This is a genomic window from Rhizobium etli CFN 42 (assembly GCF_000092045.1).
GTDB classification, from domain to species: domain Bacteria; phylum Pseudomonadota; class Alphaproteobacteria; order Rhizobiales; family Rhizobiaceae; genus Rhizobium; species Rhizobium etli.
This window is the reverse complement of record NC_007765.1, coordinates 416,797-439,449: the sequence shown is the minus strand read 5'-3', so window position 1 is coordinate 439,449 and position 22,653 is coordinate 416,797. Positions and strand designations below refer to the sequence as shown.

Below are 22,653 nucleotides of genomic sequence, written 5' to 3'. Positions count from 1 at the left end.
TGCCGTTGTTTAGCGTTCTCTCAACGCTATCCCCTCCATATTCGGCTTCATCAACCGCCGCCAAGCGGCGTGATCCGTCTGCAGATCGATGGCGGCATGCGCCGCAGGCAGGAGCGGTTTGCGCCTGCGCCGGCCGAAGCGTCGTTTGAAGCCCAGGATATTTTCGACGAAACTCCTGGTGTAGAGGCCAGGTCCGCTCGAATAGATGCGCCAGCCGCCATCGACGGCGATCTTTCCGCTCTTGGCGCGCGCCCATTGCGCCGCCGCCTGATAACGGTCATGGAAAGCCGCGTCGCTGCTGCTGAAATAGGTATTGCGCTGGCGCAGAGAAGCATGCGGCAAGGCCGTCGTGACGGCGATCGGATTGACGACGGCGATCGCCTTCCACAGCTCCTCCGCCGCAGCGTCGAGCGCGAGCGTTTCGCAATAACGCAGATGCGCATGCACATACATCAGCCCGATCTCGCGGCCGAAGAAGGACGAGGATTCGGCCCGGCGAAACAGAGTTTCGGGCCCGCCGGCGTAGGTCGCCGGCTTTTCCATCAGCCGCACGCCATCGGGGAAGAGCAGATGCTCTTCGATCAGCCGCATATGATGCCGCCTCTGCGCCGGCGTGAACAGCTTGCCGAGCATGGCCTGCGTCATCGAGATCAGCGAGAAGGAAAGGCCGGTACGTTTGTCGCTCGGATGCAGCAGCAATTCGACGCCGTCATGGGCGGGATCGAAGATGCCATAGCCGGCAACGACGCCGTCGCGCACGAGATGGCGGTTGAAATCCCGGCGCATCGCGGTTGCTATCTTCCGCAAGGCATTTGCCTCGCCGCTGTGGCCGCGGCGGCGCAGGATGGCGGAATAACGGACGATCTGCTCATAGAGCAGGGCGACGGTCCAGCTGCTCACCATCCAGTCGCGCAGATGCGGATCGGCCGGCTGCAGCGAATCGTTCCAGTCTCCCTCGCCATAGCGGATCAGATGCGTTCCCGGAATGAACTGTGTGCGGACAGTATCGAGCAGCTTCTCGACATGGGTCGCGATGGCATCGGCCTCGGGCGCCTTCTGCATGGTCTTTTCGTCACGCCAGGAGACCTTCTCGTCGAGGATGGCGAGATCGCCGGTCGCCTCGATATAGTCGCAGAGTGCCTTCAGCGGCCAGACGATGACGTCGCCGTGACTGTCGCCCGCGCGAATGTTGGCATAGGGCTCCAGCATGAACCATTGCGGCCAGTCGCCTCCTTCCAGATATTGCTCACCGAAGATGGTCTTCACCACTTCTTTGGCTTCGCGGTCGTGCTCATAGGCGAGCAGGAATTCGATCGGCCCCTGACAGGCGTCGCGCGTACCCCAGGCCGCACCCGTATATTGTTCCAGGCCGTGCGGCACGCTCAGATGCACGATGGCGTCATGCGCGAGCCAGGGCAGAAAGGCCGCCTGAGCAGCGAGATCGGGCGAAGGACTGTCGATGCTCATGCCGCGCACGGCGTTGCGCCAGAATGCCGATGCCGGCGCAAGCATGGCCTCATCGGTGACACCGGCCTCATAACGGCGCGCCAGCCGTTCGGCTTCTTCGTCATCGGCCATCGAACCGACGACGGCAAAGGAGAGCGCCCGCGTCCGTCGGGACCTCAGCGCGATGAAGGCGCCATTGCGCGCAACGCCATCGGCATAAAGCAGCTCGTCGCCGCCGATCTCGTCGATGACGTCAGGCGTCGAACTCACCAGCCAGTAAACGGCATTGGGGTAACGCTCGCCCCACAGCCAGGCCGGATCCGGCCGGAAAGAGATGCGTTTGCGGCCGGGATCGAATTCGATCTGCCCGCCGGCGTCATATTCGCGCTCCCCGAGCACCACATGACCAAACACCAGGAAGCGGCACGGCTTGCCTTCCACGGACACGCTCCACTGCATCGCCGAATCCTCGCCGGAAGCGACCGCCGTGACGATGATCCTGCGCTCCGGGCACTGATAGATCCAGCGGCAGCCGCTTAGTCCCATCTCGAAAGCCGACGGCGCCGCGAGAAGCTGCCAGCCCGCGCCGAGATCGGCCATGATGCGCAGCCCGCTGGCGCGCGTCAGATTATAGGGATCGCGGGACACCGAAAAGAGCTTGTGGAAGGAGGTATTGCCGATCGTCAGCTGCGCGGCGAAAATGCCTTGCATCCAGCAGCTGGCGGCAAGGGTGGAATCGTCGAGCAGCATGTTTTGACCGCTTCGCACGATCGCGCCATGGCGCCGCGCGACGATGAGTTCCTTGTCGCGCAGGACGACGTGGCGGTTGAGAACGCCGTCCGGCACGAAAAATGAAAGAAGCTTTCCATGCAAGCGCTCTTCGAGGCTCCGCTCCGGATAGAGATTTCGGATCGCGTTCAGATCCAACGTCTCGGCCTCCAGCAGGGGCGCATCCTGAAGCAGGCTGCGAACGGCCGCGGCCGCCCGCGGATCGGCGGCTGCACTCTCCGGCACCTCGATATCCTCGAGCCGCAAAAGGTCGGCATCGCTGGACGCCTCGGGATGATCGGCGGCGAACAGGGCAAAGAAACTCACAGTCGCGTCGCTTGCCGGCACGGAGAAGGATTTCGACTGAATGGCCGGACAGGCCGTCTCCTGCTGCCGCCGTTCGCTCGGCAGACTCGTTCCGAAGGGACCGACCAGAAGGTCGTCCTGGCGGTGTTTCGCCTGCACCAGCTGGATCGCATCCGTGGCATAGGCAGCCGCGCCATCGAAGCACCCCTGGAGGAGCCAGGGATTGCGGGCGCCCGACTGCTTGAGATTTTGCCGATTCATGACGACGGGGCCGTATGTCTTGTGATCGGCGATATGGTGATCGACATATTGCGAAGCATAGGCTTCGCTGTTCATCAGGAAACCGCGATCGCCGAGGCCGACGTCTTGGATAAGCACCAGATCCACCGGCAGCGTTCCCTTCTTCGGATGCTTGAGCGAGACGTGCCAGAACCAGGCCGTTTCGGAAGCATGAAGCTCGAGGCGGACGGTGTAGCTGATATCGCCGGCCTTGCCGCTCCAGGAAAAGCTCGTCGCGTCGTGCCCGAAGTTGCCATCGGCGCGAGGGCCGATGATCTCGACGACATCAGGCTTGCCGCCTCCGATGCGCAGGTAAAGGCGGCTGATGCCGCCGTAGAGCGGCGAGCCCTGGATCTGATTGATCTGCACCACCCCCTTGTCGTCGGCGTATTCGATCGCAAACAGCGTGCCGTTCGGCAGCGCCGAGATCGACAGTCCGGAACCGTTGCTGATCGCGAGGAGACCCAGCTCCTCGCGTCGTGGCATTTGCAAACTGCGATTGAGGTTCCGGGCCATTGAGATCTCGTCGATTGATATCAGAGGGGAATCAAAGGATGGCGCAAAAAGATTGAGAGAAATCTTACCGGTGATGGGAAGATCAACAAGGTGCCGCGACTGATTCACATGAGAGCGCCGCTAACACTGGCCTGGAAGCATGGTTGCTCCATGGGCTACCTTTGGGCGGCTCGGTGTCTCGGCATACCTGTATCAAAACGAGCAGAGTGAAGGGGGATATTCGATCTCGGTCGCGGTGCGCAAATGGCTACCGCCACTTCTCGATGAGAAATCCCGACGGTCCCTGAACAGGATCGGTATCGGGCAGGGGCACTGACGAGATTTTCGCCAGCATTTCGCTTGAAGCAGCCGAAGTCTGAATATCGGCATGCTGCCCTTTGGGATAAGCGCCGATGACCTCGAAGTCCGCCGTGCAGCCGAGGTTTTGGTGCCCGGTTCCGGCTGGAAGCACCAGACAGTCTCCCGCCGCGACTTCGAGCGCTCGACCGCCGGGACCACCGATCAGCAGTGTGGCGCTGCCACGCGCAATTCCCAGCACTTCATGAGCACCGGAATGGTAGTGCTGATAATCGAAGACTCCGTTCGTCCAGACACCGGTCCAACCATTTGCCGCGAAGTGACCTTCGAAATCACGAGGTCCACCGTCGGCAAAGACATCCCGGTAAAGCAGTACAGGAAGGCGCGGGTTGTTCGGAACCCAGTCGCTCTGCTCGAAAACAATCGTCTTGGTGTTCATGCTGAATTCCCACGGCAGGCGATGATGGCCTCAAATAGCTAAACTTTGGCGGCCGCCAGCGGTTCCTTTAACACGCTGGAGCCGCGTCTCGTTCCGAGGAGCGGTTTACTGCGTATACACCGCTGTGTATGCATCGGCAGTTGGAGCGTGCCGTGTTCGCGAAGATCGAGTGCAACTGCACATCCTTTTGAACTTTTTGCTTGGCGAATTGGCTTGACGCTAGGTAAGACGCCTCTTTTTGAAAGAGGGCAATATGCGAAAATTATTATCGATTCTATTCAGCTCGGTCATCGTGGCGGGAACAGCGCACGCTCAAGCGAGAGTCCAGGCCAACCACAGCAATCGCCTGATCGAGAGCTATCGCGCCTATATCGGCGAGGCTGATCTTTACAATTCGAATGGGGCTCGACTTGCCCAGCCGTGGCAGATCATCCGACAAGACAGGGCGAATTTCCATCAGTACCATGTGCGCGATCATGACGATCAATCAGACTCATTCTTTGCCGATCCGGTAAATCGCCAGGCTCTGGAGCAGATGCTTCGGAACGGAACGATGACGCGAGAGGCCGCCAATATGATCCTGCGTGGCAATGTATGGATCGACGTTGATATCTACGGTGGCCAAGGAACCGGTCGATGGATCGACGTTTCCGTATCTGATTGACAGTTCCCGTAGAAGGTAGCCGCGTCGACACATGGCAATATTTTGCGGCAGCTTGCTGCAAGATATGGATCACTGCCCGGCCTCATGCCGCGCTGGCCGCCTGGCGAAGGGGACTGAGAGCAGCGCGCAGCCGGTCAGGACGGCGACGACCATCCAGGCTTCGTTGATCGCCTGAACGCTGGCCGCGGTCTGGACCAACGGATCGAGCGTCGCCATGGTATCTGCATCGAAGCTGCCGCTATGTCGCGACATGATCTCGGCGGGCGCGCCGACAAACATGGCCGCCTCGATGTCGCCGGCCTGGACACGTGCCCAGAGGTCTTGTCCCAGCGGCTCCGAGCGTGTGTAGATGATGGTGTCGATCAGCGCGATGCCGATGGCGCCGCCGAGATTGCGCATGAGATTGAAAAGCCCGCTCGCATCGGGAACGCGATCGGCAGAAAGCGTGCCGAGCGCCAGCCGGGTCGGCGGCAGCAGGCAGAACATGATGGCGACGCCGCGCACGACCTGTGGCCAGAACATTGCGTCGTAATCCGAACGCGGATCCTGAAAGGCGCTCATGCCGACACCGATCGCAAACAGGGCAAAACCGACAGCCGACAGCAGCCGCGCATCCATGCGCTTCTCCAGCGCGACGGCGACCGGCGCGGTGACCAGCTGTGCGATACCGGTGACCAGCATGGTCACGCCGATCTCAAGGGCGTCGTGTCCCCTGATGAAAGCGAGAAAGACCGGCATGAGATAGACCGAGCCGAAGAGGCCGATGCCGAGTATGAAGCTCAAAACCGAGCCGACCAGAAAATTCCGATCGCCGAAATTGCCGAGATCGACGATCGGTCGGCCTCGGCGCAGTGTTCGCGTCATGAACGCGCCGCCCGAAAGAAGGCAGACGGCCAGCAGGCTCAGCACGTAGGCCGAGGTCCAGCCGCTGGTCGGCGCCTCTTTGAGGCTGAGTTCCAGCGCCGTCAGCGCTGCCGCCATCAAGAGGAGCGACAGACCGTCGAGATGCCTGAGTTCGGACGGATCGGCCGCCTGCTTCGGAAGGAAGCGGGCCGCCAGGATTGCCGATGCAAGCCCCGGAAGGATGTTGATCAGGAACAGCCAGTGCCAGGAATAGGTTTCGGTCAGCCATCCGCCGACGATCGGGCCGACGGTGGGCGCAAGCACCGCAAGCACGCCGGCGATGGTCGTCGCAAGCGCCTGCCGCTCGTTCGGAAACAGGATGAACACGGCCGAAAACACCGAGGGGATCAGGGTCCCGCCGGAAAAGCCCTGAAGCACCCGCCAGGCGACCAGCGTGCCGAAACTGCCGCTGGCGGCGCAGCCGGCCGAGGCCATCACGAACAGGCTGATGGCGACGACGAACAGCCACCGCATCGTCAACAGCCGCGTCAAGAGGCCGGTGAGCGGGATGGCGACCACTTCGGCGATCAGATAGGCCGTCTGTATCCAGCTCATCTGATCCGGATCGATGCCCAACGCCGACTGGATGGTCGGCAGCGATGTCGCCACCACCTGGACGTCGAGGATCGCCATGAACATGCCGACGCACATGGCCAGGAAGCCGAGCCAGACGATGGCGGGCGTTCGGTCAGGACGAGCAGCTTCAAGTTCAACCGACATGCGACGATCCCACCGGCGCGGCATCCAAGGCTGTCATGTTTGCGATCGAAACGATCGACCTGTCAATCGCCAGCTTGAGCAAGGCGCGATGCCCGGCGCAAGCAGCAGAAGGTAAAACACAACCGAGCCTGACCGGAAAGGCCAGGCTCGTGGTTCGATCAGCGAATATGATCCGGGCGTTCTATGCGCCCGGCTCCCGTTGCATCGACCAGGATTAGCCGCGGAAGAGCGACAGGATGTTCTGGGACGAGGAATTCGCGATCGACAGCGACTGGATCGCCAGCTGCTGCTGCGTCTGCAGGGCGGAAAGCTTGCTCGATTCCTCCTCCATATCGGCGTCGACCAGCCGGCCGACACCGGAGTCGATCGAATCCGACAACGCACCGACGAAGTCTTCCTGCAGATCGATGCGGGTCGAGATCGAACCCAGTTGCGCACCCGCCGACGTCATCGCCGAGAGCGCGGATTCGATGGTCGTCAGCGCCGACTGGATCTGACCGGTGGTAAAGTTGGTAATGTCGAGCGAGTAGACGGAATCGCCGTTTGCATCGGCCGTTCCGAGGATACCCGAGGAGGTTTCGATCGAGCCGCCGTTCATGCCGAACAGCACATTGCCGGTGGAGCTGGTATCCAGAACGTAATCCGTCATCTTGACGGAAACGGCGCCGGAGCCGTCGCGAACGAAGGACGATACGACGCTCTTCGTGCCGTCGGCGCCGGCGACCCAGTTCTCGCCCGAGAACGACGCCGACTGGGCGATGCTCATCAGCTGTTCCTGCAGCTGGCTGATTTCTTCCTGGACCTTGGATTTGTCGACGCCGTCTTCGGTCGCCGCCACCAGCTTGGCTTTGATCTCGTCGACGACGTCGATCGCGCTGTCCATTGCCGTGTAAGCCGTATCGACCTTTGCCGCACCGAGGCCGAGCGCGTCGGAGACGGCAGACAGCGCCTTGTTGTCGGAGCGCATCGTGGTGGCGATCGACCAGTAGGCGGCGTTATCGGATGCGGTGTCGACCCGATAGCCGGTCGAGACGCTGTTCTGTGTGGTTTCGAGATTGGAATTGATGCTGCGCAGCGTCTGAAGGGCAGCCATTGCGGAATTGTTGGTATTGATGCTCGTCATGGAAATTCGACCCGCTCATAGAAGTTGGATGTATGATCCCGGGACACCCGGGCCGTGGCGAGCAGCCTCATGCTTATTGACCTTTCGTTTCCGATCAATTCGCCATCGTTGGATTAATTATCGTACTTAAAAGTACCTTAATGGTTAACGCGATGCGCGCGGGCCGAATTTTTATTCGGAAGTCGCCGCACAGAAATTCCGCGCCGCCGATTGACGCTCCGGCGAAAAACCGACTATCAATATTAAATCAATTTGATTGACTTCAAATCGCATTTCGATCCTCGAAACCTGGTTTCCCTTGAAGGAAGAGTGATGATGTCGACACCGCGCCCGCAACGCCCTGCGGCTTGAAACCCTTTGGAACCCGCCTGCCGACGGCAAGGAATTCTCCTATGTCCTGCGCCTCAAGAACCTCGGCAGCGAACCGCTTTCGAATTTTTCCCTCTGCGTCAGCGGCCCGGGCCGCGTCGATCCGGCCGGACGCGTCGAAGGCGCAACGGTCTCAAAGCGGCTTTCCAATTTCACCGAATTCCAGCCGCCGGCCGGTTTCGTTCTCGGCGCCGGCGAGACCTGGACGGTCTCCGTCTATGCGCTGAGCTGGCAGTTCCGCCACTGGACGGACGGTGCGACGAGCGCCTATCTCGCGCTTGCCGATGGCAGCACTATCGTGCTCGGCGTCGAGCCGACGCGCTCTTCGGTCAGCAACGCAGCGCTGAAGCGCGGCGCCGAGATCTATCCCGTTCCCGCCAACGCGCCCGTTCAGATTTCGGTCATTCCCTGGCCGAACCATGTCACGGTCGCCTCGCGCCGGCCGCTGCCGGCCGGTTTTGCCCCGCAGGCGCGGAGCAGCGAAGGGGAGGCGGCGGCGAAAGGCTTCGCGGCGTTGGTCGACCATCTCTTCGCCGTCGAAGGCATCGTGCGCAGCGAGGCGGAAGGCGCAGTGCCGGTCATCCTGAAAGATGCCGCCGGCTTCGGCCCCGAAGCCTATCGGCTGAGCTTCGACGAGGACACCCTGACGGTCGAGGCGAGCGGCCGCACCGGCTTTCTCTACGGCCTCGTCACGCTCGGCCAGATCTGGCGCGGCGCCAGGCTGCATCCCGGCGTCTTCCAGTTTCCCGCATCCGGCGAGATCGTCGACGAGCCAGCGATGGGCTGGCGCGGCCTGCATCTCGATGTCGCCCGCCAGTTCTATGGCGTCGCCGAGGTCAAGAAGCTGCTGGCGGTGCTTGCCTGGAACAAGCTCAACCGCTTCCACTGGCACCTTTCCGACGACGAAGCCTGGCGCGTCGAGATCGACGCCTATCCCGCCCTGACCGAGATCGGCGCCTGGCGCGGCCACGGCCTTGCCGTGCCGCCGCTGCTGGGATCGAGCCCGACCCGAACCGGCGGCTACTACACCAAGTCAGTCATCCGCGAGATCGTCGCCCATGCGAAGAGCTTCGGCATCGAGATCGTGCCCGAGATCGATATGCCCGGCCATTGCTACGCCATGCAGCAGGCGATCCCGGAGCTGCGCGATCCGGCCGAGAAGGGCAGCTACTACTCGGTCCAGGGCTTTCCCGACAATTGCATCAATCCGGCCCGCGAGCAGACCTACGAGATCGTCGAGACGATCCTTGCCGAACTGATCGAGCTCTTTCCGTTCAAGGTTATCCATCTCGGCGCTGACGAGGTGCCGCTCGGCGCATGGTCGGGCTCGCCGGCAGCGCTCGCACGCCTGCGTGATGTCGCCGGCGAGGCGGTTGCCGATGCCCATGCCAAGCGGCTGAACGTCGTCACCAACAGGCATGGCGCCGACGATATCCACGGCTCCGGCGCGGCGATCCTGCAGGCGGAATTCCTGGAGCGCGTTCAGCGTTTCCTGGCGAGCAAGGGCTGCATCACCGGCGGCTGGGAGGAGGCGGCCCACGGCGACGTCATCGACAAGGAGAAGAGCTATCTCTGCAGCTGGCGCAATGTCGAGGTCTCGGCCGAGCTCGCCGAACGCGGCTATCAAATGGTCGTCTGCCCCGGCCAGGTCTATTACCTCGACATGGCGCTGAGGCCCGATTGGGACGAGCCGGGCGCCAGCTGGGCGGGGAATTCGGACGCGGAAAAGCTCTATAAGTTCGATCCGCTCAGTGGCTGGACGGCGGCGCAGAAGCAGAAGCTGCTCGGCATCCAGGCCTGCATCTGGTCGGAACCGATGACGGACCGCGCCGTCTTCGACCGTCTCGTCTTCCCGCGCATCTCGGGGCTTGCCGAAACCGGCTGGACGAAACCATCCGCCAAGTCATGGGACCGCTTCAAGGCGCTCGCTGGGCTGATGCCGCTGCTTTACGGGCTGCAGGAATCTTGAGCGCCGGCGTTACTGCCGCTGCCGGTAGGCCGAGGGCGTGAGACCTGTGCCCTGCTTGAAGGCCCGCGTCATGTGGCTCTGGCTGCTGAAGCCGCAGGCCGAAGCGATCTGCGCGATCGGCTCCATGTCTGATAACATCGATTTGGCGCGCTCAACACGACGGTGCGCCACCCAGCCATGCGGCGACACGCCAAAGCTTGCCCGGAACACCCGCTGAAAATGAAAGGCGCTGAGCTGGCCGATATCAGCCAGATCCTGCAGGCGGATCGTCTCGCCAAGATGGGCCTCGATATAATCCAGGGTTCGGCGCCGCACATGCGGCGCGAGCCCGCCGCTGATCGTGCAGGCACGCAGGCTTCCATAACGTGGATCGACGAAGAGATCGTGGATCGCCTGCGTCATCGCGTCTTCGGCCAGCAGATGACCGCCCGCCAACATCGCTTCCGTCATCTGCCGAAGCCTGTGCGCCAGGACCGGTGCATCGTCGAAGGTCACTTCGGGAAGGGCCATGAGCCGCGCATCGCGGTCGAAGGTCTCGGCAAACATCCGGCGCATCTGATCGTCGGGAATATACAGATGGACGAATTCGAAGAAGTCGGTGATCTCCCATTCGGACGAATGCCCCTGCGGCATGATGCACAGCACGCCAGGACGGCCGCGCGCGTCGGGGCCGCCATCCAGCCGACGCGTTCCGGCGCCGCCGCTCAGATAAAGACTGAACGTATGACCGTCCGGCCGCTGATAGCTCATCCTGTCATGCGCATTGCTCCAGATGGCAGCCGATCGCCCGAAACCGAGATCGATCGACTGTGACATCCGCGCAGTGGGAGAGGCGGACAAAAACCTGAAAACCGAGAGGCGGCTATCGTTCACTCATTCTATCTCACAGCTGGCCACGCGTTCAGAATAATACGGGGCGACCCCTGAGATGGCGAGGGGGGAAGTCCGGGCACATCGATTTCATAGCAAGAATCTGCAAGAGATCTGCTCACGGTTTGCCTATTCGTGGGGAAAACGAGGATACCTCCATGGCAAATGCCGTTCTTTTCATCGCGACCGTCCTCATCTGGGGGACGACCTGGATCGCCATTGCAATGCAGGTCGGTCCCGTGCCGGTGCTGGTCTCGGTCTTTTACCGATTTGCGCTCGCAGCCGTGATCTTCGTCGCCATCCTGGCTGCCATGCGCCGGCTCAAGCTCCCCGCCTTGCGCGATCAACCCTTCATCCTGGCGCAAGCGCTCTGCCTGTTCAGCCTCAATTTCATCTGTTTCTACAACGCCGCCGCCTCGATTCCTTCAGGGCTGATCTCGGTGATCTTCTCGCTTGCAACGATCTACAATGCCGTCAATGCGCGCCTCTTCTTCGGCGACCGCATTACCGGCCGCACGCTCTTCGCCGCGGCGCTCGGCGCAACCGGCCTTCTCCTGCTGTTCGGAGAGGAAGTTGTCGTCGATTTCGATATGGGCACCCTGAAAGGCATCGGGCTCGCAGCGCTCGGCACGCTGTTCTTCTCGCTCGGCAACATGGCCTCGCGCCGCAACAGCGCGGCCGGCATCTCGCCGCTGACCGCCAATGCCTGGGGCATGACCTATGGCGCAATCATCCTCCTCGTGCTGATTGCCGTTACGCGGACGCCGATCGTGGCACCACCCGGCATCACCTATCTTGCCGCGCTGCTCTATCTCTCGGCCATCGGATCGGTGATCGGTTTCACAACCTATCTCATGCTGGTGTCGCGCATCGGCTCCTCGCGCGCGGCCTACGCCACCGTGCTGTTCCCGATCGTCGCCCTGTCGCTGTCGACGGTCTTCGAGGGCTATCACTGGAGCGGCCTCGGCCTGATCGGTCTGGCGCTGACGCTGCTCGGCAACGTGATCATCTTTGCGCGCCCTCTCGCCCGCCGGTCGCCGCAACCAGATACGAGCCTGCCGGCACGCGGCTGACGAACGGGCGAGGCGCGCTAAGCGCGTCGCGATCTTTCAGGTCGTACGATCCGTTAACCACCTTTAATGTCGTAGAAGGGGAAGCAGAGGAGAACGCTCATTCCACTTGCGCGAGGAAAAAATCGCGAGATGCTGCGAGTATATGTGGGCGATTTTTCCAAGGGCTAGGGCAAGGAATGACGCACGGCGAAATCAACTTTGCGATCCGCGTCACGCTGGGAATTGATGTTGTCATCATCTGCGTGCTGATCGCATACCGTTATGTGCGCAACGAAATGCTCGCAGCACGCGCTGCCCGGATAGGGAATATAACTTACCACGCCGGAACTATTTTTACTGGAATCGCCTATGGCCACCCCGATTGTCCGCCCGAGATTGCGGCAGAGTATCTATCACTCAGGCGTAGACGTCTTATAATAACTACCATCGCCTCTTCCCCGATGATAATTTACATGATTTTCCTTCGGAAATACTTTCACTAGACCACAATACCCTGACCGTTTAGCCGACCGGCTTCTGCAGCACGTCGAAGCGTGGATTGGTTTCAGAGAAGATCGGCAGGGCCGCGGCGCCGAGGATGGCGGTATCCTTGCCGGTCATGCCGATCATGACGCGCGGCACCGTCCGCTGCCGGCCGGGGTCGATCGGATCGTGCAGCGGCTCCAGCCGCTCCGCAAGCCGGCGCATCAGCGATGTCGGCAGGCTGCCGCCGAGCACGATGGTCTCAGGATCGAAGGCGAGCTCAAGGAAATCGACGGTCTGCCGCAGCGGCTGGACGGCCTGGTCGAGCCAGGCGTCCAGCCCGTCGCTGCCCCTGTCGATCAGCGCGTCGAGCGCGTCGGGCGACAGCCCCTCGGTATCGGCGATGCCCATGAAGTCGTAGGCGACCGACGGCGAGACATAACGATCGAGGCAGCCGCGTTTGCCGCAGCTGCAGAGCCTGCCATGCGGCTCGACGATGATATGGCCGATTTCGCCGGCATTGTTGCGGCTGCCCTTGTAGAGATGGCCGTCGAGGAACATGCCGGCGCCGATGCCGCCGCCGCCGGCCAGAAACAGGTAGACGAAGCTGGCGAGGCCGCGGGCGACGCCGTGAAGGCGCTCGCCGATCGCCGCGGCCGTCGCATCGTTCTCGACCAGCACCGGCGCATTGAGCCGCTGTTCCAGCTCGGGACCGACGGGGAATCCCTGCCAGCCGGGCAGGCTCTGGGGGCTGAGAGAGGTGGTGCCGCCCTCGGCATAACGGCCGGGCAGGGCGATTCCGACGCCGAGCAGCCGCTGCTGGTCGAAGGCGAAGGCCTGTTTGAGATGCTCGACGATCGACTGGAGGACCGGCATCGCCTGCTGCGGATCGGGGTGTTCGACCTGGCGCTCGATGCGCGCGCAGACGGCGCCGGAGAGATCGGTCAGCACGCCGCTCGCCCGCCGGCGGCCAAGCTCGAGGCCGATTGAATAGGCGCCGGCCGGATTGATCGAATAGGGGATGATCGGCTGGCCGCGCGCCAGCTTCTGCGCCTCGGCGGCGACGAGCAGATGCGACCTCTCCAGTTCCTCGACGATGTTCGACACCGTCTGCGGCGTCAGCGCCGTCATCCGGGCGATCGCCGCCCGCGACAGGGAACCGTGCGTGCGGATCAACTCGATCACCACACGCCGATTGTGAGACTTGGCCTGCTCGAGATTCGTGCCGGAAATCGCCTTCATGTCGCCTTCAGAGGATAAGCCTCCCCACCCTTGTCACAAGACGCGTAGCGATGAAAGCCACATTCTTCGCGCCGCCTATTGAACCTCGGCGTCGGCAGGCGCAACGACATTGCGTCGTTGCAGCAGGCCGAGGAGGGTGATCCCCGAGAGACCGGTGACGGCGCTCAGAATGGCGGTTCCGGAATAGCCGGTCGCCCAGGTGCCGACCGCAAAGACCAGCGCGCCGATGCCCGCACTCGCAAAGACATTGACGGAGATCAGCGCGCTGCCGAGCCCCGGCCGATCGGCAATGAGATCCTGCAGATAGGTAATCGGGATGCTGATGATCGCCGCAGCACCGACGCCGGCAAGCAGGGTCAGCGCATAGAGGTGCCATGGCGCGGAGGCAAAGCCGAGCAGGCCGAGAAACAGCGCGTAGATGATGGTGCCGGCGGCCAGCGCCGTCATCTGGCCGGTCTGCCGGGCGATCCGCGACCAGACGATGATGAAGATGATCTCCAGCGCTGCGACGATGCCGACGAGAATGCCGACATCGCTGAGCCGGCCATGCGCCGCGCCCGTGGCGATCAACGGCAGCAGGGCGTCGTTCAGATGCAGCGTGCTGGTGATCAGCGCCACGCCTGCGATATGCGCCGAAATCCGCGGCGAAACCACCTGGCGGAGCGCTTCGAAATAGGTGAGGCGGCGAACTTCCGCCATCACCGTTCCCGCGCGCTTCGGAAGAGCAAAGAGGATGATGCCCTGGCAGACCACACAGGAGAGGCTGGCGAAGAGATAGGCCGGCAGCATGCTCGACGCGCCGGAGAGGACAAGACCCGTTATGCCGGGGATCAGCACCCAGGAGAGCGAGATCATCGCGCGCACGCCGGAATTGGCCGTCACCATGTCGCTGCGGCTCATGCCCTGCATCGCCGCGCGCGCATTGGCAAACAGCAGCGAGTTCAGCGCCCCGTAGATCGGCAGCGGCAGCAGCGCGCTGACGATGAAGGTCGCCGGGCTTGGAAAGGCATAGACCATGCCGTAGCCGACGATGCCGAACAGACAGGCCCCGATCATCGCCGAACGGTATTCGCCGAGCCGGTCGGCAAGATTGCCGAGCAAAACGCTGATCACCACATTCACCGCCGCCGAGGCAAAGGCGAGGAAGGAATAGAGCCCGTCGCTCAGCCCCAGCTCGCGAATGCCGACGATTGAACGATAGGGCGCGGTCATCGCCCCCGCCATGCCGAAGGTGAAAATGGCAATCATGCTGGCGCGGATCGCCGGATTGCGGAAGACATCAGGGAAGAGGCGGCTCATCGGATCATCAATCGAATGGGAAGATTCGCGGGCGCGGCCGCGGCGGGCAGTCCTGAAGGTCTGTCATGCTGTCTGTGCGCTCGAAGATCGGAGCGGCTGATCAATAATGCTCTGATTGGGAGAAAGTTCGCGCCAGCTCGGCCTGGCCTGCCGTCAGCCCGCAATCGACAGGCAGGCAGACCCCTGATATGGCGGCGGCGAGCGGACCGGCCAGGAAGCCCACGGCATTGGCGACATCGCGAGGATCGACGACGCGCTGCAGCGGATACCAGCGGCGCGCCTCCTCGAACACATTAGGATTGGCGGCGGCGCGCGCCTCCCAGGCCTGCGTCTTCACCGTGCCGGGGGCGACCGCATTCGAGCGGATGCCGAACTTGCCGTATTCCACCGCCACCAGCCGGGTGAAATGCAGAAGGCCGGCCTTGGCGGCGCTGTAGGCCGGGTGCCCGAAAACGTTCATGCCGTTGACCGAGGCGATATTGACGACAGACCCTTTGGACGCCTTCAGCATCGGTTCGAAGGCGCGGAAACACAGGAAAGCGGCTTCGAGATTGAGCGCATTGTCTGCCCGCCAGATCTCCGGCGTCGTGTCGTGCAGGCTGGTCGCCCGCGCCGCGCCGGCATTGTTGACAAGGGTTCGCACCAGCCCGGCATCGGCGGCGCGTTTTGCCAGTTCCGATATGCTCATCTCGCTGGTCACATCGCAGCCGATGGCGACGAAACGGCCGGCCGGCCCGAGTTTTGCAGCGACGGCGGCCGCAGCCGCAGCATCGATATCGGCGAGCAGCACGACGTCGTGATCTTCGGCGAGGCGTGCGGCGATCGCCGCGCCGATATCGCCCGCCGCACCCGTGACGATGGCTGCCGATTGGGTCATTTTCCCAGACTCCCGCTCATGGATTTCAGTCTCCAAGCAATTGCCGGTCGTCGCCGTCGCGGTGGATGACGAGCTGCTGCTTGATGCGCCGGAGCGTGGTCGTCGCCTTCGGCTGAACGGCATAGGCGACCAGGCTCGAGAGAATGTCGACCGTCGCGATATAGGCGATGCGCGTCGAGGTCGGACGGTAGATATTGTTGCCTTCGGGAAGGTCGATCGGCACGACGATTTCGGCGGCCTTGGCAACCGGGCTGTCCGTCTGGGTCAAAGCGATGGTCTTCACCTTGTTCTGGCGGGCAAGCTCGAAGGCGCGCACCAGCTCCATGTTGCGGCCGGAGAAGGACGAGCCGATCAGCACGTCGCCCGGCCGAGCTGCGGCGGCCATCATCAGCTGCATGCTGTGATCGGAACTGGCGGTGATGCGAAGCCCGAGACGGAAGAGGCGGTTCTGCAGCTCGTCGGCGATCATCGACGAATTGCCGCCGGAGCCGAAGGCATAGATCATCTCGGCCTTGGCGATATGGGCAACGGCCGCTTCGATCGCCGCCAGATCGAGCGAGCGATGCAGCAGAAACAGCGCGTTCTGCGCCTTGGTGATGATATCCTGGGCGACATCGGCCGGTTCGGTGCTCTTCGATTCCGGCTTCAGATAACGCACGCCGATATGGGCGGTGCGGGCGAGCTGTACCTTGAAATCGGAAAAGCTCTCGCAGCCGAGCCGGCGGCAGAAGCGGGTGACGGTCGGCGGCGAAACCTCGGCGCGTTCGGCGAGCTCGATGATCGAGGCATTCACCGCGAATTCGAAATCGTTGACGATGATCTCCGCGATGCGGTTCTCCGAAGGAGAAAGCCGGCTCTTATCTTCCTGCAATGTCGAAAAGATATCCAAACCGACTCCCACCGATTTTTCGCTATGCGTCCTTCTTCTTATAGGCCACGCAGTCGATCTCAACCTTGCAATCGACCATCATCGACGATTGCACACAGGCGCGTGCCGGCGGATGCTCGCCGAAATACTCCTGGTAGATCTTGTTGAAGGTCCAGAAGTCGCGCGGATCGTCGAGCCAGACGCCGACGCGCACGACATGCTCGACGCCGTAGCCGGCTTCCTCGAGAATCTTAAGCACATTGGCGATCGTCTTATGGGTCTGGGCGATGATGTTGCCGTCGATGATTTCGCCGTCTTCCATCGCAACCTGGCCGGATACATAGAGCCATCCATCGGCTTCGACCGCACGCGCGAATGGCAGCGTCTTGCCGCCGGCGCCCGTTTGAACCGTGCCATAGCGCTTGATGGGCATGCTGAAGTCCTTGCAAATTATTTTCTTGATACGTTGACAAATGACCATAGAAAGCGGAATTTGACCAGTGAAAAACGCGATTTATGAAAAGAATTTCAATCCGGGGGAGACATGCGCGATCCTTTTCAGAACCCTTTCCCCTCGGACGGCGCCCGGCAGGCGATCTGGGAAATGCTCGTTTCCCGCGATATCGATGCTTTTCTCGCCGCCGACTGGTCGATGGTGGAAGGTGACTTCGTCGAAGAGGGCTTCATCGGCATCGACGGCCGAAAGGAAGTGAATCCCGATCAATGGCGGCTCGCCTTTCCCTCGCTCGCTGCCTATCGCGAGGAGTGGCTGAGGCAGGCCAGAGATTTTGCCGGGCAGAGTTTCGCGGAAGATCCGCGCACGGCGATCTTCACCACCACGACGCTCGAAGATATCGAGATCGAAGGCGACACGGCGCTTGTCCGCAAGAAATTCGACGGCGGCATCACCAAGGCCGACGGCACCCGCGATGTCCTGCAATGGCAGACGCTCTATTATTGCAGGCGGCACCAGGGACGCTGGAAGATCTCAGGTTTCACCGGCTACCTGCCGAACCCGATGGGGTGACGCGGGGCCGACAACACGAAGGCCACTTTCTTGCGCATATTCACGGCAGCACTGGCGACCGAGACCAACACCTTCTCCCCGATCTGCGTTGATCGTCGCGCATTCGAAGCCTCGCTTTATGCCCCGCCCGGCCAGCATCCTGATACACCGACGCTCTGCACCGCGCCGATCACCGTCGGCCGGCGCGTCGCCAGAGAAAAGGGCTGGGAGCTGATCGAGGGCACCGCCACCTGGGCCGATCCGGCGGGCCTCGTCAACCGGGCGACCTATGAGGAGCTGCGCGACGAAATCCTCGGCCAGCTCAAGGCGGCCATGCCGGTTGACGCCGTCGTCATGGGCCTGCACGGCGCCATGGTGGCAGCCGGCTATGAAGACACGGAAGGCGATCTTCTCTCCCGCATGCGCGAGATCGTCGGCCCCGATGTCCTCATCTGCGCCGAACTCGATCCGCACAGCCATCTGACCGCAAAACGTGTCGCGGCGCTTAATTTCGCCGTCTATTTCAAGGAATTTCCGCATACCGATTTCGTCGACCGCGCCGAGGATCTCTGGCGCATTGCCGTCGATACGCTGGAAGGCCGGGTTAAGCCCCTGATGTCGGTGTTCGACTGCCGGATGATCGACGTTTTCCCGACCTCGCGCGACCCGATGCGCTCCTTCGTCGACAAGATCATGCGGATCGAGAAGGATGACGACGAGATACTGTCGATCTCGGTGATCCACGGCTTCATGGTCGGCGACGTTCCCGAAATGGGAACGAAGCTGCTGGTCGTCACCGATGACAAGCCGGAGAAGGGCGCCGCATTGGCGCGCGATCTCGGCCTGGAACTCTTCTCCAAGCGCGGCACTTTCATGGTCCCGCAGATCGACGAGAAGGAAGCTGTCGCGCGCGCGATGGCCGCCACCGCATGGCCCGTGGTGATCGCCGATGTCTGGGACAATCCGGGCGGCGGCACGGCGGGCGATGCGACCGTCATCCTCGCCGAGTTGATGGCCCGCGGCGTCACCAGTGCCGCGGTCGGCACCATCTGGGATCCGATGGCGGTCCAGATCTGTTTTGCGGCGGGCGAGGGGGCTGAGATCCCGCTGCGCTTCGGCGCCAAATCGGCGCCCGGCACCGGCAATCCGATCGACGGCACGGTCAAGGTCGTCAGGCTGGTGAGGAATGCCGAGATGCAGTTCGGCGAGAGCCTGGCGCCCTTCGGCGACGCCGCCCATATCGTGCTCGACGGCCTCGACATCATCCTCAATTCGACGCGCGCCCAGAGCTTCGATCCGAGCCTGTTTTCGGTGATGGGCATCGATCCGACCAAGCAGAAGATCCTGGTGATCAAATCCACCAATCATTTCTTCGCCTCCTTTTCGAAGATCGCCGCGGAAATCCTTTACTGCTCCGCCGGAACGCCCTATCCCAATAATCCGGCGACGACGCCGTACCGGCGGGCGCCGAAGACGATATGGCCGATCGTGGCCGATCCACATGGAAGAGAACGCGGAGCCGCCTGAATGCCTGATCGCAGCTTTGCCGTCGTCGCCAGGGCAGGAGACCGGATCGCCGATCTCTCGACGCCGCGCCCCGTGATCGACGAAGACCGGCTGGCCGCCAACATCGCCCGCGTTCAATCCTATATGGATGAGCACGGGCTGAACTTCCGCCCGCATATCAAGACGCACAAGATCCCGGCGCTCGCCGTCGCCCAGGTCGCCGCCGGCGCCAAGGGCATCAATTGCCAGAAGGTCACGGAAGCCGAAGTCTTCGCCGAAGCCGGCTTCAACGACATCCTCATCACCTTCAACATCCTCGGACAGCAGAAACTCGAGCGCCTCGCCAGGCTGAACGAGCGCATTTCCGATCTCAAGGTCGTCGCCGACAGCGAACAGACGGTCGACGGGCTCGCCGCGCATTTCTCCGGCCACAAGCCACTGACCGTGCTGGTCGAATGCGACACCGGCGGCGGCCGCTGCGGCGTGCAGACGCCTGATGAGGCGGCCTCGCTCGCCAGGCGCATCACTGCTGCCGACGGGCTCACCTTCGGCGGCATCGTCACCTATCCCAAACCGCAAGCAGCAGCCGCCGTCGAAGCCTTCATCGCCGAGACGCTGCAACGCCTGCAATCCGACGGCATAACCTGCCCGATCGTCAGCAATGGCGGAACGCCGAGCCTGTTCGAGGCGCATCTCGTCAAATCCGCCACCGAACACCGCGCCGGCACCTATATCTACAACGACCGCCAGATGGTGCGCATGGGCCATTGCAGCGAGGACGATTGCGCCATGCATGTGCTGGCCACCGTCGTCTCCCGCCCAACCGCCGACCGCGCCGTCATCGACGCCGGCTCGAAGGCGCTGACCTCGGATCTCCAAGGCTTCAGCGATTACGGCGTGATCGTCGGCTATCCCCAGGCGCGGATCACCAGCCTCTCGGAAGAACACGGCGTGATCGATTGCTCAACCTGCACCGGCCCGCGGCCGCAGATCGGCGAAAAACTCTTCATCATTCCGAACCACACCTGCGTGGTGTCCAACCTGTTCGACACGATGGTGTTTCATCGGGGCGGCATCGTGACCCGCGTCGAGGATGTCGCGGCTCGTGGGCTTGTCTGGTAGGGACGGTTCTGGTTGGGGGTAAAATAGCCCTAATCACCGCGGCGGCAGCTTTTGGAGAATTGTTGGCTCGCAGAAGGAATGCGGTCGCTGCTTTCGCGAGATGCGCCGCGCAGCGGATGCCCTCGTTGCCCCGCGGCTAATACCTTTCCATGGGACAATAGCTTCCCATTGGTTTTGTGGCGTTGGCTCAGACTTGGAGAGCCACCTCGTGTTCTCCACATTCAAAGTTTTCCGTCGCGGGAAAACCACCTGACAAGCGCGGCGTCATGAGCCCGTGAGAATGGCATTGATCTCTAACCAAAATCATGTCACTGATAACGACATAAATACACTACGAGAGACATAATGTCAGGATCGGCCGGCAGCACACGAAAATATTCATCCCCTCTGAGAGAGCAGCAGGCGCTCGAGACGCGCGAGAGGATTCTGCGCGCAACCTTGGATCTTCTGAACATCAATCCCTTCGGCGACATCTCGATGGATGACGTTGCCAAATCTGCCGGCGTCGAGAGGCGAACGGTTTTCCGGCATTTTGCAACGAAGGAGGCCTTGTTCGACGCATTCTGGATTTTCATCAATGAAGGCATGAACGCGCGGACTTTGCCATCAACGCTCGACGAACTCGTTCACGCGCCGATCGAAACGTTTCAGCAGTTCGACAAAAACCAGGGTGTTATACGCGCAAGCATTCACACTCCGGCGGGGTACGCCATGCGCATGCGTACGATTACGGCACGCCGGAAGGCATTCAAAGAGTGCTTTCGGGCCGCCGATATGGAGCCGGCTTCAGAAAACGGGAAGAGGGCCGAAGCTCTTTTCCACCTCCTGTACAGCGCAGGAGCATGGGAAATCCTCAAAGACTACGCCGGCTTAACCGGTCAGGAGGCCGGAGAGGTGGCATCATGGGCTATGCAGGTCATTTTGAAAGCCACAAAGCCCGACGCCGGATCAAACCTGTTCAATGGAGAGTGACATGGGCATGGCATACAAGACACAAGAAAGCGCGGAAGCCTTGTGGGTTGTCCGCGACAAGGTGCAGTTTATGGGCGAAGTTCCCGAAATGGGTTTGAGCGTCGTAGAGGTGACAGTGCCTCCCGGTTCCGGAACGCCGCCGCACAAACATCAGTCGATCGAGATATTCCGTGTTTTGAGCGGCGAAATCACCTTCACACTCTTTGATGCGGCGCTGCCTACTCAGATTGTGGCACATGCAGGCGACGTTCTCACACTACGCTCCTATCAGCCGCACAATTACGCAAATACCAGCAATCTGCCTGCACAGATGCTGGCGATCGTCGAAAATTCCATGAGTCGCTTTTTCCGGGACCTCGGCCACAGCGAGCTTCCGCCCGCCGGCCCGCCTTCGACCGAAGAAATCAAGGCTGTTATGGCTGCCTGCCAGCGGCATGGCATTGAAATCCTGAACATCTGATGCGTGCAGCAACCGGAAACCCGGTTGCGCCCTCGGACCGCCTTCGCCACGATATGATATGGATCTTCGACTTCCATGACCTCTGCCGCAGCCCTGCAGAGGTTCCGCTTTACGGCGCTGCCGCCACCCTCGGTCCGAAGTGCAGCAGAAGCGCTAGTTGCGCAGCCATCGCGGCAGTTACAACATTTGGCCACCTGAAATATCGAAGCAGGTGCCGTTCGCCCAGCCCATGTCGTCGGAGAGGATTGCGGCGACAGCGCTGCCGATATCGTCCGGCAGGCCGACGCGGCCGAGCGCGATGCCCTGCGCGACGAAGGCGTTAACGGCCTCGTTATCGCGCACTGCGCCGCCTCCAAAATCAGTCGCGATCGCGCCGGGAGCGATGGCATTCACCCGGATCCTGCGCTCACCCAGTTCGAGAGCCATGAAGCGCGTCAGTACCTCGGTCGCCGCCTTCATTGCCGCGTAGACGCTATAGCCGGGCAGGGTGAATCGGACGAAACCGGAGGAGACATTGAGGATACGGCCACCGTCCTCGATCAGCTGCAAGAGCTTTTGCGTGAGGAAGATCGGACCACGCAGGTGGGTCGCCACCAGGGCGTCGAACTGTTCTTCCGTCGTCTCCGCGAAATTGGCGAAGACGCCGATGCCGGCATTGTTGACGAGGTATTCGAACTGCCCGCGGCCAAAGGTACCGTCCAGCGCCGCAGCCACAGCTTCGGTAAAGAGCGGAAAGCCCGACGTGTCAGTCACGTCGAGCGGGATCATGGCGGCCTTGCCGCCCTTCGCTTCGATTTCGTGCCTCAACGCGGCGGCTTCGGCCGCGCCGGTGCGGTAGGTGCCGATGATGCCGACGCCACGGTCGGCGAGGTGAAGCGCCATGGCGCGGCCGAGACCGCGGCTAGCGCCGGTGATGAGAGCGATTCTGTCAGTCATGTTCTGCCTTTCAGAGAGGATAATGGCGAGCGGCAAATCGCGTGCGATGAGCGCCGCCTGCCTCTGCAAGGTAGCGACAAGCCTTCACCTAAACGCGCCTGATCGGATCAACATCTTGCCCAATTGTCTCAACTGGCTTGCCCAGTGCCAGAGCTACTGAC

At 62.0% G+C, this 22,653-nt stretch carries 20 protein-coding genes and 1 pseudogene; 10 read left to right on the top strand and 11 right to left on the bottom strand.

The window, feature by feature from the left end; genetic code table 11:
* Positions 1-9: 9 nt before the first annotated feature.
* Positions 10-3,315 carry a GH36-type glycosyl hydrolase domain-containing protein gene (locus RHE_RS26105; RefSeq protein ID WP_011428249.1) on the bottom strand — a complete coding sequence of 1,102 codons (3,306 nt, stop codon included), beginning with the start codon at positions 3,313-3,315 and terminating at the stop codon, positions 10-12.
* A 247-nt stretch (positions 3,316-3,562) separates the two neighbouring features.
* Positions 3,563-4,051, bottom strand: a complete 489-nt coding sequence (locus tag RHE_RS26100; RefSeq protein WP_011428248.1) for a hypothetical protein — start codon at positions 4,049-4,051, stop codon at positions 3,563-3,565.
* Between the two features lie 253 nt (positions 4,052-4,304).
* Between RHE_RS26100 and RHE_RS26095 the strand changes: the two genes are divergently transcribed.
* Entirely contained in the window at positions 4,305-4,715 is a 411-nt protein-coding gene (locus RHE_RS26095; protein WP_011428247.1) for a hypothetical protein, read from the top strand.
* 69 nt (positions 4,716-4,784) lie between these two features.
* On the opposite strand, the gene RHE_RS26090 is transcribed toward RHE_RS26095, so the two are convergent.
* On the bottom strand, positions 4,785-6,338 hold the full coding sequence (locus tag RHE_RS26090) for a DHA2 family efflux MFS transporter permease subunit (protein ID WP_011428246.1): 1,554 nt from the start codon (positions 6,336-6,338) through the stop codon (positions 4,785-4,787).
* 35 nt (positions 6,339-6,373) lie between these two features.
* Between RHE_RS26090 and RHE_RS26085 the strand changes: the two genes are divergently transcribed.
* Positions 6,374-6,556 (top strand): hypothetical protein, encoded by a 183-nt coding sequence (locus tag RHE_RS26085; protein WP_042119907.1) that lies wholly within the window; start codon positions 6,374-6,376, stop codon positions 6,554-6,556.
* On the opposite strand, the gene RHE_RS26080 is transcribed toward RHE_RS26085, so the two are convergent.
* On the bottom strand, positions 6,553-7,461 hold the full coding sequence (locus RHE_RS26080; RefSeq protein ID WP_011428245.1) for a flagellin N-terminal helical domain-containing protein: 909 nt from the start codon (positions 7,459-7,461) through the stop codon (positions 6,553-6,555). The two genes, RHE_RS26085 and RHE_RS26080, sit on opposite strands and share 4 nt — an antisense overlap.
* A gap of 315 nt (positions 7,462-7,776) precedes the next feature.
* On the opposite strand from RHE_RS26080, the pseudogene RHE_RS26075 reads away from it, so the two are divergent.
* Positions 7,777-9,799, top strand: a pseudogene (locus tag RHE_RS26075) (beta-N-acetylhexosaminidase).
* 9 nt (positions 9,800-9,808) lie between these two features.
* Here RHE_RS26075 and RHE_RS26070 read toward each other — a convergent pair.
* Positions 9,809-10,549: a helix-turn-helix domain-containing protein gene (locus RHE_RS26070; protein WP_011428243.1), complete on the bottom strand. Its 741-nt coding sequence runs from the start codon at positions 10,547-10,549 to the stop codon at positions 9,809-9,811.
* A 278-nt stretch (positions 10,550-10,827) separates the two neighbouring features.
* Here RHE_RS26070 and RHE_RS26065 point away from each other — a divergent pair, with 278 nt between their 5' ends.
* Both RHE_RS26065 and RHE_RS26060 read left to right on the top strand, forming a co-directional pair.
* Positions 10,828-11,742: a DMT family transporter gene (locus RHE_RS26065; protein ID WP_042119905.1), complete on the top strand. Its 915-nt coding sequence runs from the start codon at positions 10,828-10,830 to the stop codon at positions 11,740-11,742.
* A gap of 176 nt (positions 11,743-11,918) precedes the next feature.
* Positions 11,919-12,224 (top strand): hypothetical protein, encoded by a 306-nt coding sequence (locus RHE_RS26060; protein ID WP_042119904.1) that lies wholly within the window; start codon positions 11,919-11,921, stop codon positions 12,222-12,224.
* Positions 12,225-12,243: 19 nt separating this feature from the next.
* Here the strand turns inward: RHE_RS26060 and RHE_RS26055 are convergent, their stop codons facing one another.
* The 5 genes from RHE_RS26055 to RHE_RS26035 form a co-directional block, all read right to left on the bottom strand.
* Entirely contained in the window at positions 12,244-13,446 is a 1,203-nt protein-coding gene (locus RHE_RS26055) for an ROK family transcriptional regulator (RefSeq protein WP_011428241.1), read from the bottom strand.
* Positions 13,447-13,521: 75 nt separating this feature from the next.
* On the bottom strand, positions 13,522-14,745 hold the full coding sequence (locus RHE_RS26050; RefSeq protein ID WP_042119902.1) for an MFS transporter: 1,224 nt from the start codon (positions 14,743-14,745) through the stop codon (positions 13,522-13,524).
* Between the two features lie 100 nt (positions 14,746-14,845).
* The gene (locus RHE_RS26045) at positions 14,846-15,622 is read right to left on the bottom strand and encodes an SDR family oxidoreductase (RefSeq protein WP_011428239.1); all 777 of its coding nucleotides are present in this window, start codon (positions 15,620-15,622) and stop codon (positions 14,846-14,848) included.
* 25 nt (positions 15,623-15,647) lie between these two features.
* Positions 15,648-16,511 (bottom strand): MurR/RpiR family transcriptional regulator, encoded by an 864-nt coding sequence (locus RHE_RS26040; RefSeq protein ID WP_042119901.1) that lies wholly within the window; start codon positions 16,509-16,511, stop codon positions 15,648-15,650.
* 22 nt (positions 16,512-16,533) lie between these two features.
* Positions 16,534-16,923: a RidA family protein gene (locus tag RHE_RS26035; protein WP_011428237.1), complete on the bottom strand. Its 390-nt coding sequence runs from the start codon at positions 16,921-16,923 to the stop codon at positions 16,534-16,536.
* Positions 16,924-17,034: 111 nt separating this feature from the next.
* Between RHE_RS26035 and RHE_RS26030 the strand changes: the two genes are divergently transcribed.
* From RHE_RS26030 to RHE_RS26010, 5 genes are all read left to right on the top strand, one after another.
* Complete coding sequence (locus RHE_RS26030; protein ID WP_011428236.1) at positions 17,035-17,517, top strand: hypothetical protein; 483 nt, start codon at positions 17,035-17,037, stop codon at positions 17,515-17,517.
* A 30-nt stretch (positions 17,518-17,547) separates the two neighbouring features.
* Positions 17,548-19,023: a M81 family metallopeptidase gene (locus RHE_RS26025; RefSeq protein WP_011428235.1), complete on the top strand. Its 1,476-nt coding sequence runs from the start codon at positions 17,548-17,550 to the stop codon at positions 19,021-19,023.
* Positions 19,024-20,124 (top strand): D-TA family PLP-dependent enzyme, encoded by a 1,101-nt coding sequence (locus RHE_RS26020; protein WP_011428234.1) that lies wholly within the window; start codon positions 19,024-19,026, stop codon positions 20,122-20,124.
* Between the two features lie 345 nt (positions 20,125-20,469).
* The gene (locus RHE_RS26015; RefSeq protein ID WP_011428233.1) at positions 20,470-21,096 is read left to right on the top strand and encodes a TetR/AcrR family transcriptional regulator; all 627 of its coding nucleotides are present in this window, start codon (positions 20,470-20,472) and stop codon (positions 21,094-21,096) included.
* A 1-nt stretch (position 21,097) separates the two neighbouring features.
* Positions 21,098-21,556 (top strand): cupin domain-containing protein, encoded by a 459-nt coding sequence (locus RHE_RS26010; protein ID WP_011428232.1) that lies wholly within the window; start codon positions 21,098-21,100, stop codon positions 21,554-21,556.
* Between the two features lie 177 nt (positions 21,557-21,733).
* On the opposite strand, the gene RHE_RS26005 is transcribed toward RHE_RS26010, so the two are convergent.
* Positions 21,734-22,492, bottom strand: a complete 759-nt coding sequence (locus RHE_RS26005) for an SDR family NAD(P)-dependent oxidoreductase (protein ID WP_011428231.1) — start codon at positions 22,490-22,492, stop codon at positions 21,734-21,736.
* Positions 22,493-22,653 lie beyond the last annotated feature (161 nt).